This is a genomic window from Serratia sp. L9, from assembly GCF_050632285.1.
Taxonomy (GTDB): domain Bacteria; phylum Pseudomonadota; class Gammaproteobacteria; order Enterobacterales; family Enterobacteriaceae; genus Chania.
This window is the reverse complement of record NZ_CP192591.1, coordinates 1,101,766-1,118,033: the sequence shown is the minus strand read 5'-3', so window position 1 is coordinate 1,118,033 and position 16,268 is coordinate 1,101,766. Positions and strand designations below refer to the sequence as shown.

Sequence of the window (16,268 nt, the reverse complement as noted above, 5' to 3'; positions counted from 1 at the left end):
GTTTCAGCCAGATTTGTAACCCCAGTTGCTTACCTGAGTAAGCTTCTGGGGCTTAGGTTCTTGGGTTATCTACAGCCCAGCCAGGATCCCCTTCACAATCTGCACATCCTGGATCGCCAATCCGGTCAGGTCAGCCAAGGTGATCTGGTTCTCTTCCTTACGCACGTTTCCACCGCTGGCCAGGATTGCGCCAAATTCGACTATTGGCACCGATGCCAGCAAATTTTGCCGGTAGGCCGTTGCAATCTCACCATATTCGCTACATTGCCTGAAAGCGTCCACCAAGATAGCATCCGCTTTGGCCACTAATGCCGTGGCCAACTCCTGCTTTCCTGTCGCGTCTGCCCCTACCGCCGTGATATGGGTGCCGGGGCGGATGTCTTGTGCCTGCAAGAGCGGTTCACGGCTTGGCGTGGTGGTCACGATCAGGTTGCAGTATGCTGCCAGCTCGGCGGTATTCTGCGTGGTGTGAACCTGAAAACCAGCCGCTTCGGCTTCCCGGCAAAAATCTGCAAGGTGTTGCGGATGGCGGCCCCAAACCCAGACCTCACGGCAATCGGTCACCGCTTTCAGCTGTTGTAACTGCAGTATCGCCTGCATGCCGGTGCCGACAATACCGATGGCTTCTACCTTGTTCGGCGCGCAAAGTTCGGCAGCAATCCGCCCGGCCAGTGCGGTACGTAACGCCGTTAGCCAACCTTCATCCATCAAAAGTGCCTGTGGTTCACCCGTTAGCGCTGAGAAGGCCATCATCAGCCCTTGGTTACTTGGCAAGCCTTGTTCTGGGTTGCGATAAAAACCGGTGGATACCTTCAAGACAAACTGGTCGTCCCCTTCCAGCCACGCCGATTTAATACAGCAGTCACCCTCGGCCGCGTTAAACAGGAAATGCTGCACCGGCGGCATCTGTACCTGGTGCGCCGAATAGGCGATAAACCCGGTTTTCAGCAGCTCGGTGATGCGCTCAGCATCAAAAACAGCAAGAATTTGCTCCTTATCAATGATTTTCATGGCTGACGGCCTTCAGGTACTTTTCCAGCACGATGTTTTTCCCGCAAAGAACCACGGCAACTTTCTTACCCTGAAGCTCTGGGGCCAGCTTGCAGGCGGCAGCCAATGCCACCCCGGCGGCGCCTTCGATAATCCAGCGGTCGCTGGCGGCGATCAGGCGCATGGCCCGTTTGATTTCATCTTCGCTGACCCGCACTTTACGGTCGATCACCTGCTGGCAAATCGGGAAGGTGATAGCGCCGGGCTCAACGCCGCCCGCCGTACCATCAGATAGTGTTTCCTGCTCTTCTATCTGGTGGATATGCCCGGCTTCCAGTGCGCTGTACATGCTGGTGGCATTCTCCGGCCAGCAGGCAATAATCTGCGTTTTCGGCGACAGTTGCTTCAATACGGTGCCAATACCGGCAATATACCCGCCGCCCCCCACGGCAATGAAGACCGCGTCCAGCTCTGGTTGTTGTTCCACCATTTCCATGCCGCAGGTGCCTTGGCCAGCCACCACTTCGGCGTCGTTATACGGGGAGATATAGGTTTTATGCTGCTCGCGGGCGGCTTTTTCGCCGGCTAATTCGGCATTCAACGCATCGCCTGGCACCAAATTGACGGTTCCCCCAGAGCGCGAATGGTGTCCAGCTTAATGGCTGCCGCACTTTCTGGGGCATAGACAGTGACGTTGACGCCCATCAACTTGCCTGCAAGCGCTACCGCTTGGCCATGGTTGCCGGTGGAGGCAGCAATCACCCCTTGCTGGCGTTGTCGATGACTCAGCAGGCGCAGTTTGTTGCTTGCTCCACGGAATTTAAAGGAGCCGGTATGCTGCAGATGGTCACATTTCAGGTACAAATCGCAGCCTAATTGCTGGGAAAGCAGCACGCTGTGTTCCAAAGGGGTAACGCGCACCTGCGGGCGTAATTCCTGGTGGGCGGAAACGATCTCATCAAATAGCTTACTCATACAGGCTCCTTTATATTTTTCAGATAGTTGTAGACCGTTGCGCGGCCAATACCGAGGATTTTTGCCACATAGCCCGCCGCGTTCTTTCCTTTAAACGCCCCTTCGTGATACAGCGCCTCTACCAATACCCGACGGCCAGCAACGTTGAGTGTGCCCAGGGTTTGCTGGTGCTGCTGTAACCATTGGTGGATAAAAGTATTGATGCGCTCCTGCCAGTCATCCTGAAACAGCACTTCGGGTTGTGGTTGTAAAACGTTACCCGCCAGGAACAGCTCCAGCGCCGTTCTGGCACTCTCCAACACGGAAATATCCAGATTGATGCACATCAGGCCAATGGGGTTTCCCTGGTCGTCGCGCAACACCGCGCTGATTGAACGCAGTTGGCTGCCATCCCAATTACGCTTCAGGTATGGGCCGATAACCTGCGAATCATAGTCATCCTGCAGATCGTTCAGATTGGAATCTTCACCTAACTCACGCTGTGAACGGTTGTTGGCAATATAAACCAGCGTCTGGCTGGCGAGATCGTGAATAGCGATTTCAGCGTAGGGCGCAAACAGCAGCGCAATGGCATCGGCGATGGCGTGATAGCGGGTGAGCATAGATTAGCTTTCTAGACATAAAAATCCACTTTGTACTATTTATTCTAATTTGTAAACCTTATCGACCAAAATAGTCATTGCCTGTTTTGTGATCTAGATTGTAGTACAAAAATTTAAAATAGAACTACAATCGTGACAGGTTTAAAGATGAACAGATAAAGATTGTGCTGCAACCCTGAGACGCCACGATAAGACGCGAGGTAAAGTGAAGTTGTTATCCCGACATGGCGAACGACGGAGAGCTTATGAAGCAGCAGATCAGTAAAACCGACCGCATCATCATTGAGATTGGCCAGCAGATCGTTGGCGGAAAATATGTACCAGGCTCGGCTCTGCCAGCGGAGATTGACCTGTGTGAAGAGTTTCAGACTTCACGCAACATAATCCGTGAAGTGTTGCGCGCCTTGATGGCAAAACGATTGGTGGAAGTGAAACGCTATCGTGGCGCGTTCGTCACGCTACGTAACCAGTGGAATTACCTGGATACCGACGTTTTGAATTGGGTGCTGGCACAGGATTACGACCCGCGCCTGATCGCTGCGATGAGTGAAGTCCGTAATCTGGTGGAGCCGACCATTGCCCGCTGGGCTGCTGAACGAGCGACCTCCAGCGATCTGGCGGTGATAGAAGCGGCATTGAACGACATGATCGCCCTGCACCAGCAGCGGGAGCTGTTTAACGAAGCCGATATCCGTTATCACGAAGCGGTATTGGCGGCGGTGCATAACCCGGTCTTACAACAGCTCAGTGTGGCAATCAGTTCACTACAGCGAGCGGTGTTTGAACGGACTTATATGCCGGATGAAGACAATATGCCGCGCACCTTGCGTGAGCATCAGGATCTCTATGACGCTATCCGTCATCAGGATGCGGATGCTGCAGAACGGGCTGCGCTGACGATGATTGCCAGTTCGACCAAACGCCTGAAGGACATTACATGAGTGACAGCTTTATCGCGATTGACTGGGGTTCCACCAACCTGCGTGCCTGGCGCTATGAGCACGGAGAGTGCGTAGACAGTGTGCAATCAGAAGCGGGTGTTACCCGTCTGGAGGGGCGGTCCCCTCGGCAGGTTTTCACCGAACTGATGGCGCGTTGGCAAGAGCCGCTGCCGGTGGTGATGGCGGGGATGGTTGGCAGTAACGCCGGGTGGTTGCAGGTGCCTTATCTGCCTTGCCCGACCCGCCTGACGCAAGTGGCCAAACGGTTAACCGAGGTGAAGCAGGTATTACCGCTAAAAGCCTGGATAGTCCCAGGAATTTGTGTCGAACGTGCAGACAATTGCAACGTTATGCGTGGCGAAGAGACTCAGTTGATTGGCGCTTATGCCGAATTGCCAGCAACGCTCTATGTGATGCCCGGTACCCACAGCAAATGGGTGCAAATGGAGGGGGATACCCTGGTGGATTTCCGTACCGTCATGACCGGCGAACTGCATCATCTGTTACTCAATCATTCACTGATTGGCGTAGGGCTAACCGAACAACGGCCAGATCCCCAGGCTTTTACCCAGGGCTTGGAAGCCGGGCTTGACGAAGAGCATCTCGTCTGCCGCCTGTTTGAAACCCGGGCGGCGCATGTGCTTGGCAAATTGGAGAAAAGTGCCGTCAGTGACTGGCTATCCGGCCTGCTGATCGGCAATGAAGTTGCCCAAATGCAACGTAAGTATCCGTTGCCAACCGGGGCCGCCCTCACGGTGATCGGTAACCCGAAACTGGGGGAGCGATATGCGCAGGCGCTGAATCTGGCCGGAATACGTCACCGAATGTTGGATGGCGATCGGGCTTTTCAATCCGGGATAAGGAGTATTGTGAATGAACTGGAAGACTGAGCTGCCGCTGATCGCCATTCTGCGTGGGATCACGCCGCATGAAGTGCATACGCATGTGCAGGCATTACTGGATGCCGGGTTTGACGCCATCGAGATCCCGTTGAATTCACCACAATGGCAACAGAGCATTGGCGATATGGTGCAAACTTTCGGCCAACGGGCCTTGATTGGTGCGGGCACCGTATTGCAGTTGCAACAGGTGGAGGAACTGGCGGAATTGGGTAGCAAACTGGTGGTGACGCCAAATACGCAACCGGCAGTGATCGCTTGTGCCGTGCAGCATGGGATGACGGTCTGTGCCGGATGTGCCACGGCTTCCGAGGCATTCAATGCTCTGGAGGCGGGGGCGCAGGCGCTAAAAATCTTCCCGTCGGTTTCCTTTGGCCCGGACTATATCAAAGCGTTGAAGGCGGTATTGCCGCCGCAGATACCTGTTTTTGCCGTTGGCGGTATCACACCGGAAAACCTGCATCTCTATTTGGCTGCTGGTTGTGTGGGTGCAGGATTGGGCAGCGATCTTTATCGTGCTGGTCAATCGGTCGAACGTACCGCGCAGCAAGCCGCCGCTTTTGTTCAAGCTTATAAGGAAGCGACACGATGAAAATAACCAAACTGACGACCTATCGGCTGCCGCCGCGCTGGATGTTCCTGAAGATTGAAACCGATGAAGGCATTGTGGGCTGGGGGAACCGGTGATTGAAGGCCGTGCACGCAGCGTTGAAGCGGCGGTGCATGAACTGTCGGAATATGTGGTTGGCCAGGATCCGGCCCGAATTAACGATATCTGGCAAACGCTATATCGTGGCGGTTTTTACCGTGGCGGTCCTATTTTGATGAGCGCCATTGCCGGTATCGATCAGGCGTTATGGGATATTAAAGGCAAGGCGCTGGGCGTGCCGGTATATCAACTGCTGGGCGGATTGGTGCGCAACAAAATCAAGGCTTACAGCTGGGTGGGAGGCGATCGCCCTGCTGACGTGATTGACGGCATCAATAAATTGACGCAAATCGGCTTCGATACCTTTAAGCTCAACGGCTGCGAAGAGATGGGAATTATCGATAATGCGCGCAAAGTCGATGCCGCCGTGGCGGTGGTAGCGCAAATCCGTGAAGCCTTTGGTAACAGCATTGAGTTTGGCCTGGATTTTCATGGCCGCGTTGATGCGCCAATGGCGAAGGTGTTGATCAAAGAGTTGGAACCCTATCGCCCGCTGTTTATTGAAGAGCCGGTATTGGCTGAGCAGGCAGAGTATTACCCTCGCCTGGCGGCCCAGACGCATATCCCCATTGCTGCCGGTGAGCGTATGTATTCACGTTTTGATTTCAAACGTGTGTTGGCGGACGGGGGATTGGCGATTATACAACCCGACCTTTCCCATGCCGGGGGTATCACGGAATGCTTCAAGATTGCAGCGATGGCGGAATCTTATGACGTGGCACTGGCACCACATTGCCCTCTGGGGCCAATCGCTCTGGCTGCCTGCCTACATATTGATTTTGTCGCACGTAACGCGGTGTTCCAGGAGCAAAGCATGGGTATTCATTACAACCAGGGTGCCGAACTGTTGGATTACGTGCTGAATAAGGACGATTTCAAAATGAGCGACGGCCATTTCTACCCGCTAAACAAACCGGGCTTAGGCGTGGAAATCAATGAAGAACTGGTGATCGAACGCAGCAAACAGGTAACTGACTGGCGTAACCCGGTATGGCGATATCCTGATGGCGCCGTCGCGGAATGGTAAGCCTGATTTAAATTATTAATACCTAACCTGATAATACACGCTTTTGTATCGCCTTATTGCGAGGGGTCAACTTGTCGATTAAATAAGAGTGATCTATTGCATTCCTTTTTATTAATGAGTCAATGACTAACGCGTAGTCATGATATTACCACCTGTTTTTTAAAGACAAATGCATTATGGATTTCAAACTGCAGCTCAGTGTTTTGCTGCAGTTTGAAAGACTCTGAGTATATAAGCCATCTTCTGGCAGGTGCCCTACATAACACTCCTGCCGATATTAAATCCGAAAATAACGGAATAATAATTATGGAAATGACATTAACCTCAACGCCAAAAAGCAAACGCCGCTATCTGACATTATTAATGATATTTGTCACCGTGGTGATTTGCTATGTCGATCGCGCCAATCTGGCGGTAGCCTCTGCCCATATCCAAGAGGAATTCGGCATCAGCAAAACGCAGATGGGCTACATCTTCTCTGCCTTTGCCTGGACTTATACCCTTTGCCAAATCCCGGGAGGGTGGTTCCTCGACCGGGTCGGCTCAAAAATGACCTATTTCATCGCCATTATGGGCTGGTCGATTGCCACATTGCTGCAAGGATTCGCCAATGGTTTGGGCTCGTTGATAGGCCTGCGGGCTATTACCGGGCTGTTTGAAGCCCCTGCGTTCCCGACCAATAACCGCATTGTCACCAGTTGGTTCCCAGAGCAGGAACGTGCTTCCGCCGTTGGCTTCTATACTTCGGGCCAGTTTGTCGGGCTGGCGTTTCTTACCCCGTTGCTGATTTGGGTACAGGAAGTCTTGAGCTGGCATTGGGTATTCATTATTACTGGTGGCATCGGCATTGTCTGGGCGTTGATCTGGCACTTTGTTTATCAATCACCACGCAAGAGCAAAGGCGTTAACCGCGCTGAACTCGAATATATTCAAGCCGGTGGCGGCATCATTGATGGCGATGTTGCCGCGGAGAAGAAAACCCGTGTCGCGATGACCGCTGCCGATTGGAAGCTGGTATTCCACCGTAAATTGGTGGGTGTCTATCTCGGCCAGTTCGCCATCACTTCCACGCTGTGGTTCTTCCTGACCTGGTTCCCGAACTATCTGACACAGGAAAAACACATTGCCGCGCTGACCGCCGGTTTTATGACCACCGTGCCCTTCCTGGCGGCCTTCTTCGGCGTGTTGCTTTCCGGGTTTGTCGCCGATCGCCTGTTACGTAGCGGTAAATCAATAGGTTTTGCGCGCAAGACCCCGATCATCTGCGGGTTGCTGCTTTCCACTTGCATTATGGGAGCCAACTATACCAACGATCCGCTATGGGTAATGATATTGATGGCCTTGGCTTTCTTCGGTAATGGTTTTGCTTCCATCACCTGGTCGTTGGTGTCTTCATTGGCCCCGGTGCGCCTGATCGGCCTGACCGGTGGGGTATTTAACTTCGTGGGGGGCCTGGGGGCATTACCGTACCGTTGGTGGTGGGGTATCTGGCGCAGGATTATGGGTTTGCACCTTCGCTGATTTATATCTCTGTCGTTGCTCTGTTAGGTGCCTTGTCTTATCTGCTGCTGGTGGGTGATGTGAAACGGGTTGGCTGATCGGGTACTATGGCGGTTCTATGCCAGCCTGTGCACAGGAGCCGCCATGCGCCATCGGGAACAACAACTGACTTTTGACCCACGTGGTCATCAACTCACCAATATCAACGTCTGGACGCCGTGCAGCCAATGGCTGGCATATGATGTGCGCCCGAACGGGGCGACCTTTAGCGGGCTGACCATTGAGCGAGTAAACGTAGCCAGTGGCAAGGTGGAGGTGGTTTACCAGGCGCAACACGGTGCCCATGTCGGGGTGGTAACGGTTAGCCCGGATGCCCCGGCACGTTACGCGTTTATTCACGGCCCGGAACACCCGGACAGCGCCTGGCATTACGATTTTCACCACCGCCGTGGCGTGATTGTCAGCGAGCCGGATCGCGAGTTGGCGATCACCCTCGATGCGATGGATATTACCGCTCCCTACACTCCTGGCGCCCTGCGTGGTGGTACGCATGTGCATGTGTTCAGCCCAGATGGCAGCCGCCTGAGTTTCACGTATAACGATCATGTCATGCATGAGCGGGACCCGGCACTGGACTTACGCAATGTCGGTGTTGCTGTGCCATTGCACGGCGTGAACCCTCCCAAACAGCATCCGCGTGAGTACGACGGCAGCCATTATTGCGTGCTGGTCAGTGCAACCACGCCAGCTCCGCAGCCCGGTAGCGATCAGATTAACCGGGCCTATGAAGAAGGCTGGATTGGCCAGCAAGGCTATTGCAAACCCGATGGCCATCGTCAGCGTTGGGCGCTGGCGTTTATCGGTGATACGCTTGGCGCGCAGGGAGATAGGTTGCCAGAGGTTTTTGTGGTCGACCTGCCTGAAAATGATGCCGATTATGCCAAGCCCGGTAGTGAACTCTTACAGGGAACCGAAAGTACTTTGCCAGCCCCCCGTTGGGCGTTCAGCAGCGTAGGTTGACCAACACCAGCCAACGCCGTTATCCCGGGGTTGCCACTACCCCACGCCATTGGTTGCGAAGTTCCCCTGACGGCAGCGCGATTGCTTTTCTGATGAAGGATGAACGGGGTATCGTGCAATTGTGGTCAGTTTCCCCTAATGGCGGTGAACCACGTCAGATAACGCAGGCAAAACAGAGTATTCAATCGGCGTTTAGCTGGCATCCGCAAGGTGAGCGGATCGCTTTTGTCTGTGATAACAGTGTGATGTTGTGCGAGGTTGCCAGCGGCAAAATGCAGCGCCTGACCCGACGTACCCCGCACCCCCGTTGGGTGACGCAGTGGTATTTTCACCAGACGGCAAAAGCGTGGCGTTTATGCGCGAGATAGCAGGTTTCAGCCAGATTTTTGTGGCAACGCTTCTTGACTGAACAGGATCGCCTCAAGGCGCTGGCGGTGTCGTCATGCCCTGGCCAGGATTACCGCTGGCAGCCAGATTCTGTTCTTCATCGTGCTGGATGCGGGCTCTGGGGGAACTGGCCGTTTTATCTGAGTCCGATCGCAGGTAGTCATAAGGCAACAAGACGGTATCCATCACCGCCGAGAAGGGCAGATCGATCGCCAACAGTGGCATCATTGCCCAACTGGTATCATCATTTTTCATCATGTTCACGTTAGCACGCGTGCCGGCATAATAACCCTGATCGGCGCCGGTATGGCTCATCACGCTGGAGCAGCCGCTGGCGCTCAGCAGCAGGCAACTGGTGGCTAGCATTTTTACTGATTTCATTTATCCATCCCGAGGCGTTACTCCTCTGAAATTTGCTGATTTATCCCGCCGCCTTTCAAGCCGCAGCCTGGTTACCCGCACTGGCCGAAACTTGAAATTCATAAGGCTGTATAACATTCAATGAACCAGTGAAAAGATAAAAAAAGCCAGCTCTGTGGCGACCTTCTCACTTTATTGTATGTGATAAACAAATTTTCGCCGTTCCGATTGGCAATTTTTTGATCATCGACTGTTGAAATGCGGAAATCAAACCCCATCTTATTTACAAGGCCAAATTAAGAATTTGCCGCAAGGGAGTTCTGGCCATATAGCCTGTCCATAATGGAAGGCTCGGATATTAACCTCGCTAAATGCCTTAGGAGGCTGTTTTATGCGCAACTTTGATCTTTCTCCATTATACCGCTCCGCAATTGGTTTCGATCGCCTGTTTAATGCCCTTGAAGCTGGCCAAAGCCAGGGTAACGGTGGTTATCCTCCGTATAACGTAGAGCTGGTCGATGAAAACCATTATCGCATCGCCATTGCGGTTGCCGGGTTTGCCGAGCAGGAACTGGAGATTACTACCCACGATAACCTGTTGATTGTGCGCGGGGCGCATAATAATGAACCTGCAGAGAGAACCTATTTATATCAAGGCATTGCCGAGCGTAATTTTGAGCGCAAATTCCAACTGGCCGAACATATTCAAATTAAAGGCGCCAAACTGGAGAACGGTTTGCTGTATATCGATCTGGAACGCATCGTGCCGGAAACATTAAAGCCGCGTCGGATCGAAATTAAATAATTCTTGTTTAATCTTTGCCTGCCGTTAGGGGGCAAAATTTAAGTTACCCTATGAATTTCAGTGGCGGCTTGGTAGCAACGCTGCGGCTTGAAAGATGACGGGTAGAAATCTCGCTTCTTAGAAGGAGTTTATACTATGCGTAACTACGATTTATCCCCACTTTTGCGTCAATGGATCGGTTTTGACAAACTGGCCAGCTCAATGGGAGGCCAGGAACCACAAGGGTTCCCGCCTTATAACATTGAGAAAAGCGACGACAACCACTACCGCATTTCCCTGGCTCTGGCCGGATTCAAGCAGAGCGAGCTGGATATTGAGGTCGAAGGCCCACGCCTGACCGTACGTGGCAAGCCAACACCGCCGGAAAAACAGGTGGAGTATCTGCATCAGGGGTTGGTGTGCAAAGAGTTCACCCTGACGTTTACCCTGGCAGAGCACCTGCAGGTTTCCGAAGCCAAATTTGAAAACGGCCTGCTGCATATCGATCTGGTGCGCCATGTACCAGAAGCTTTGCAGCCACAACGTATCAGTATCGGTAGCACTCCGGGGCTGGAAGCTAAATAACCGGCTGAAAAAAGAAAAACTCACGGGGGAGGTCCATTCGGGCCTCCCCCGTTGCATTCTGTGGTACACCCCACATTCCCCCTCTGCGCCTTATGTCAGAATCCCTTTTAATTGCACAGTTTTATGCGCATACCGATTGTTAAACTTATGGTAAGGATGTGACGTATGAGTGATATTGCCCTGACCGTCAGCATGTTGGCGTTGGTGGCTATTCTCGGGTTATGGATTGGAAACTGGAAAGTGTATGGCGTGGGTTTAGGGATAGGCGGCGTCTTGTTCGGCGGCATCATCGTCGGGCACTTTGCACAGACTTACCAAATCAGCCTCAACGGCGACATGCTGCACTTTATTCAGGAGTTCGGTCTGATCCTGTTTGTTTACACCATCGGTATTCAGGTTGGTCCTGGTTTCTTCTCATCCCTTCGCGTTTCCGGTCTCAAGCTGAATGGCTTCGCTATTTTGCTGGTGCTGATCGGTGGGGTGGTGGCAGCAGTTGTCCACAAACTGTTTGCCGTGCCGTTGCCGATTATTCTTGGCGTGTTCTCCGGTGCGGTCACCAATACCCCGGCACTCGGTGCTGGCCAGCAGATCCTCACCGATCTGGGCTCTGATCCATTATTGGTTAACCGCATGGGGATGGGCTATGCGATGGCCTACCCGTTTGGTATCTGCGGCATCCTGCTGGTGATGTGGCTGATCCGGCTGTTCTTTCGCATCAATATCGAACAGGAGGCGCAGGCATTCGAAAACAGCCTGGGTAACAATCGCGAATTGCTGCAGACGATGAACGTGGCGGTACGTAACCCCAACCTGCAAGGTATCGCGATCAAGAACGTGCCGATGCTCAACAGCGACGACATTATCTGTTCGCGCCTTAAACGAGGCGATTTGCTGATGGTGCCAGCCCCGCACGAAAAGCTGGAACTGGGGGATTTCCTGCACCTGGTCGGCAAGCGTGAAAAGCTGGAAAACGCCCGCTTGGTGATCGGCGAAGAGGTGGACGTTTCGCTCTCCACGCGTGGCACCGCGCTGCAGGTGGTACGTGCGGTGGTGACTAACGAAAAGGTGCTGGGCAAAAAAATCCGCGATCTGAACCTGAAGCAGAAATATGACGTGGTGATTTCGCGCCTCAACCGTTCCGGGGTTGAGCTGGTGGCTGGCAGCAATGTTACGCTGCAGTTCGGGGATATCCTCAACCTGGTAGGGCGGCCTGAATCCATCGAAGCGGTGGCGGCGATCGTCGGTAATGCCAAGCAGAAGCTGCAACAGGTGCAGATGCTACCGGTGTTTATCGGTATTGGCCTAGGGGTGTTGCTGGGGTCCATTCCGCTGTTTATTCCCGGTTTCCCGGCGGCGTTGCGGCTGGGCTTGGCCGGTGGCCCGCTGGTGGTGGCGTTGATCCTGGGGCGTATCGGCAGCATCGGCAAACTCTACTGGTTTATGCCACCGAGCGCTAACCTGGCTTTACGCGAGCTGGGTATTGTGCTGTTCCTGGCGGTAGTCGGCCTGAAGTCTGGCGGCAACTTTATCGACACCCTGCTGCATGGCGAAGGGCTGGCCTGGGTAGGCTATGGCGCGTTGATCACCGCGATCCCGCTGATTACCGTGGGTATTCTGGCCCGAGTGGTAGGCAAGATGAATTACCTCACGCTCTCCGGCATGCTGGCGGGGTCAATGACCGATCCACCGGCGTTGGCCTTTGCCAATGGTTTGCACCCAACCAGCGGCGCTGCAGCACTGTCCTACGCCACGGTGTATCCGTTGGCGATGTTCCTGCGGATTATGTCGCCGCAACTGCTGGCGGTACTGTTCTGGGCGATGTAGTGATAGAAAATGGGGCTCTGCTGGCAGAGCCCCTGCTGATTTAAACCATTTCCTGATGCGCCCGCTCAACCTCTTCGGCCAGGATCATCACGCCACGCTCAATATCTTCCGGATTAGGTACATAGTTCATACGCATACATTGGTGCGTATGCGGCCATTCATGCTCCAGGCCCGGGAAGAAGTAATGGCCAGGCACCATCAGCACACCACGCTTTTTCAAACGTTGATACAACAGCTCGGTAGTGATCGGCAGATCCTTAAACCACAGCCACAGGAAGATTGCACCTTCCGGCTTGTGGATCAGGCACCGCTCCGGTGAAAGATAACGGCGAATAATATTGATGGTCTGTTCGACACGCTGTTTGTAGAACGGGCGGATAACCTCATTGGACAAACGCAGCAGATCGCCGCGTTCAATCATCTCGGTGGCCAAGGCCGGGCCGATGCTGCCAGGGGACAGGCTGATGATGCCGTTCATATTGGTGAGCGCGGTAATGGTTTTCTCGTCGGCAATCACGATGCCACAACGTGAACCCGGCAGGCCGAGTTTGGACAGGCTCATGCAAAGAATGATGTTCGGGTTCCACAGCGGCGTAGCTTCGCTGAAGATAATGCCCGGGAACGGCACGCCATAAGCGTTATCGATCACCAGCGGAATATCTCGCTGTTGTGCCAACAGATCGAGCTTCATCAGCTCTTCGTCAGTGATCACATTGCCGGTAGGGTTCGTCGGTCGTGAGACGCAGATCATGCCGATATCATCACCGATATTGAGGTGTTCAAAATCGACGTGATATTTGAACTGGCCGTCTGGCAGCAGTTCGATATTGGGTTTGGCAGAGACAAACAGCCCTTCATCCAGCCCGGAATCGGCATAGCCAATGTATTCCGGCGCGAGCGGGAACAGCACGCGCCGGCGGCTGCCATCCGCGTAGCGGCCAGCGAACAGGTTGAACAAGTAGAAAAATGCGCTTTGGCTACCGTTTGTTAGTGCAATATTCTGTGGTTCGATCTGCCAGCCAAGCTGTTCTTGCAGCAGCTTGGCCAGCGCTTTCAGCAGGGCATCTTTGCCCTGTGGGCCATCATAGTTGCACAGCGCCTCGGTCAGTTTGCCCTGATCGAGCATCTCCTGGCATAGCTGCCTGAAGTAGCTCGCCATCTCTGGGATTTGCGCCGGGTTACCGCCGCCAAGCATGATGGCGTCTGGATTACGCAGGCCTTCATTCAGATCGTCCATTAAGCGGGTGATGCCCGCGTAACGGGTAAATTTGTCGCCGAAAAGTGAAAAAGTCATAGATGCAGCAGTATTGTTATTGGCAGGTAGATGCCCACCATACCGCCAGATAAAAGCTGGCGCAATGCGTCAGAGATTTCATCCGCCGGGCATAGATATCGCCCGGCGTTTACTTTACAGCATAATGCGCTGGATTATTGTGACCGATCGCCAGCCCACACCACCATCACCTTATCGCCGTCATGCTGGCGGCTGAAAGCATAATAATGCGCGGTTTGCTGTGATTGCTGTGTCCCTGCGCCAATGGCGGTGTGGCGGGCACGGAACAGGCCTAACACCTGCCAATGTGCCAGCAAGGGGGCTTTGGCCCCTTGCAGTTCACCCCAGTTCATATCGGAACGGGTTCCCTGCAGGGGATCGGAACCCGTTGGGCCAAAGGGGCGACCGCTTTCATCGCCGTAATAAATCTGTACCGCCCCAGGCGCCAGCAGCAGCAAGTTTGCCGCCCGCTGCTGTAAAGGCAGGGAGCCTTTGGCATCGTTGGCGAAAAACAGGCGCGTATCGTGCGAGGAGATATAGCTCAGTACGTTGAAGTCCTGCAGCTTGTCAGCCATTTGCTGATAGGTGGTATCGATATTAGAAAAACACCCCAGCGCCTGTGAGGCCTGATCCTGAAAATCGAAGTTGATCATCGCATCGAAGCCATTCTGGTAATAATCACTCTTCATCACCCCGTGGCCCCAGGCTTCGCCGGTCATCCAGAACGGGGAGTTATCCAGCGCCTGCTTAGGGTTAGCGGCCTTCCATTCAGCCAATGCCTGGGTTGCGCGTTGTTTTAGCAGAGCCAGCGTCGGTTTATCGACATGCTTGGCCGTATCGACGCGGAAACCATCAATGCCATAGTCACGTACCCATTGGCTGAGCCAGAGGGTCAGGTAATCACGCGTGGTGGCTCCCGGGATTTCGCGTGCGGCGGTATCCGGTTTATTACGGAAGAACAGCGGCAGGCCGCTGGCACCGGGGGCTTCGGTTTTGATATCCGGTAAGAATGCCAATGACATGGTCAGATCGTTAAAACCCGGAGAGTCGTAATCGCCGATATCGGTGCGGATCCAGTTTTTCCCCACCATTGGCTCCAGCCCTGTTTGTCGCTGAAGTTGATGTAGTCGTTGAAACTGTGCCAGCTCTGGCCTGCTCCTGGTTGCCAGTCCCCCCAGTGTTTGCCCAGGGTCTTTTCGGCTTCGCTGCCCTTCAGGTACAGCGAACCGAACTGGAATTGCTGCATATCCGTCAGCGTGGCGTAGCCGACATGATTGACCACCACGTCAAACAGAATGCGGATCCCGCGCTGGTGAGCCTGTTCCACCAGATTACGCAGATCCTGCTCGTTACCCATATTGGCGTCGAGTCTGGTCCAGTCCAGATGATAGTAACCGTGATAGGCATAATGCGGGAAGTCGCCTTTGGTGCCGCCGCCGACCCAACCGTGGATCTGCTCCAGTGGCGAGCTTATCCACAGCGCGTTGACCCCCAGTTGTTGCAGATAATCCAGCTTTTGCGTCAGCCCGGCGAGATCGCCACCGTGGAAGGTCCCGATCTCCTGCATACCGTCGCTACGGCGGCCATAACTGTGATCGTTGGCGGGGTTGCCGTTTTCAAAACGGTCAGTCAGCACAAAGTAAACCGTGGCATTGTGCCAGTTGAAGGCGGCCTGTGGTGATGTGTTGGCAGACTCGAGCAAGAGCAGGCCACCGCTGTTGGCGGCCGGTTGCAGCCGGATCTGGCCCTGAACCACGGTGGCGGTTTGGCCGGAGTAAAAATCACGCACCGTTTCGCCTTCGGCAAAAGTCCCCTTAACCGCTACCGTGATCGGTTGACCATCCCAGCGTTGGCAAGTCCGCGCCACGGCGGCCACGGTTTTTTCCGGTTCGGCTTTCAGGCTGAGCTGCAAGGTGGGAGTGCCGCTGCGGGTATCGATACGTACCTGATAATCACCATCACGAAACAGCCGCCAACTGGCTGGGGCGTTATCGGCACAAGGCTGTAATGAGAGAGTCTGGTTCAGCTTTATCGCCCCGATGGGCTGCCAGCATTGTTGGTTCTGATACAGTTGTAGCGGCAGTTGGCCCTTGGGCAGCGTGGCCTGGCTGGTAAACAGGCCGCTGGTGGATTCACTGAAGGCCGGGAAGTTTTGCAGTGTCCAATTGGCCAGCGCTGCGGGTGAAAGCAGCATCAAAAGGGGAAGGGTCAGGCGTTTCATGGCTCTCCTTACTCGTGGCAGGAAGCGTTTTTATCCTAGGGTAATGCCAGTTTGATGGATAGTGAAAAAACCGCCTCATCCCACGGCAGGAAATTGAGGGCGGAGGGAGAAGGGGGAGAGGTTTGTGGGGTTTTATTGACGCGAGAGATGAGCGTTTGCACTCTTGGCAGA

Annotated in this window: 10 protein-coding genes and 5 pseudogenes; 9 read left to right on the top strand and 6 right to left on the bottom strand. The window is 54.1% G+C overall.

Features of this window, described 5'->3' with window-relative positions:
- Positions 1-69: 69 nt before the first annotated feature.
- The 3 genes and pseudogenes from ACQ86O_RS05230 to ACQ86O_RS05220 all read right to left on the bottom strand — a co-directional run bounded on the left by ACQ86O_RS05230 (position 70) and on the right by ACQ86O_RS05220 (position 2,567).
- Positions 70-1,011, bottom strand: coding sequence for an ornithine cyclodeaminase family protein (locus ACQ86O_RS05230; RefSeq protein ID WP_431224394.1), 942 nt, complete (start codon positions 1,009-1,011; stop codon positions 70-72).
- A pseudogene (locus ACQ86O_RS05225) lies at positions 998-1,965 on the bottom strand (threonine/serine dehydratase). The gene ACQ86O_RS05230 and the pseudogene ACQ86O_RS05225 overlap by 14 nt, the downstream one beginning before the upstream one ends.
- Positions 1,962-2,567, bottom strand: coding sequence for a helix-turn-helix transcriptional regulator (locus tag ACQ86O_RS05220; protein ID WP_431224393.1), 606 nt, complete (start codon positions 2,565-2,567; stop codon positions 1,962-1,964). Before ACQ86O_RS05220 ends, ACQ86O_RS05225 begins: the two are co-directional and overlap by 4 nt.
- Positions 2,568-2,812: 245 nt before the next feature.
- Between ACQ86O_RS05220 and dgoR the strand changes: the two genes are divergently transcribed.
- The 6 genes and pseudogenes from dgoR (at position 2,813) to ACQ86O_RS05190 (ending at position 9,072) form a co-directional block, all read left to right on the top strand.
- Positions 2,813-3,508: a D-galactonate utilization transcriptional regulator DgoR gene (gene dgoR, locus ACQ86O_RS05215; protein WP_431224392.1), complete on the top strand. Its 696-nt coding sequence runs from the start codon at positions 2,813-2,815 to the stop codon at positions 3,506-3,508.
- Positions 3,505-4,398: a 2-dehydro-3-deoxygalactonokinase gene (locus ACQ86O_RS05210; protein ID WP_431224391.1), complete on the top strand. Its 894-nt coding sequence runs from the start codon at positions 3,505-3,507 to the stop codon at positions 4,396-4,398. The genes dgoR and ACQ86O_RS05210 overlap by 4 nt, the downstream gene beginning before the upstream one ends.
- A complete protein-coding gene (locus ACQ86O_RS05205) occupies positions 4,382-4,999 on the top strand; it encodes a 2-dehydro-3-deoxy-6-phosphogalactonate aldolase (protein ID WP_431224390.1) in 618 nt (205 codons plus the stop codon). Before ACQ86O_RS05210 ends, ACQ86O_RS05205 begins: the two co-directional genes overlap by 17 nt.
- Positions 4,996-6,143, top strand: a pseudogene (gene dgoD / locus ACQ86O_RS05200) (galactonate dehydratase). The gene ACQ86O_RS05205 and the pseudogene dgoD overlap by 4 nt, the downstream one beginning before the upstream one ends.
- A 306-nt stretch (positions 6,144-6,449) precedes the next feature.
- Positions 6,450-7,741 (top strand): annotated as a pseudogene (locus ACQ86O_RS05195) (MFS transporter).
- 46 nt (positions 7,742-7,787) lie between these two features.
- Positions 7,788-9,072, top strand: a pseudogene (locus ACQ86O_RS05190) (DUF3748 domain-containing protein).
- Between the two features lie 11 nt (positions 9,073-9,083).
- Here ACQ86O_RS05190 and ACQ86O_RS05185 read toward each other — a convergent pair.
- Positions 9,084-9,431 carry a YceK/YidQ family lipoprotein gene (locus ACQ86O_RS05185; protein WP_431224389.1) on the bottom strand — a complete coding sequence of 116 codons (348 nt, stop codon included), beginning with the start codon at positions 9,429-9,431 and terminating at the stop codon, positions 9,084-9,086.
- A gap of 370 nt (positions 9,432-9,801) precedes the next feature.
- On the opposite strand from ACQ86O_RS05185, the gene ibpA reads away from it, so the two are divergent.
- From ibpA to ACQ86O_RS05170, 3 genes are all read left to right on the top strand, one after another.
- Complete coding sequence (gene ibpA / locus ACQ86O_RS05180) at positions 9,802-10,215, top strand: small heat shock chaperone IbpA (RefSeq protein ID WP_431224388.1); 414 nt, start codon at positions 9,802-9,804, stop codon at positions 10,213-10,215.
- Positions 10,216-10,350: 135 nt separating this feature from the next.
- Positions 10,351-10,779 (top strand): small heat shock chaperone IbpB, encoded by a 429-nt coding sequence (ibpB, locus tag ACQ86O_RS05175; protein WP_431224387.1) that lies wholly within the window; start codon positions 10,351-10,353, stop codon positions 10,777-10,779.
- Between the two features lie 165 nt (positions 10,780-10,944).
- Positions 10,945-12,603, top strand: a complete 1,659-nt coding sequence (locus ACQ86O_RS05170; protein ID WP_431224386.1) for a putative transporter — start codon at positions 10,945-10,947, stop codon at positions 12,601-12,603.
- Between the two features lie 40 nt (positions 12,604-12,643).
- On the opposite strand, the gene ACQ86O_RS05165 is transcribed toward ACQ86O_RS05170, so the two are convergent.
- The gene (locus tag ACQ86O_RS05165; protein WP_431224385.1) at positions 12,644-13,897 is read right to left on the bottom strand and encodes a valine--pyruvate transaminase; all 1,254 of its coding nucleotides are present in this window, start codon (positions 13,895-13,897) and stop codon (positions 12,644-12,646) included.
- Between the two features lie 134 nt (positions 13,898-14,031).
- Positions 14,032-16,097: pseudogene (locus ACQ86O_RS05160) on the bottom strand (alpha-amylase).
- Positions 16,098-16,268: the final 171 nt, after the last annotated feature.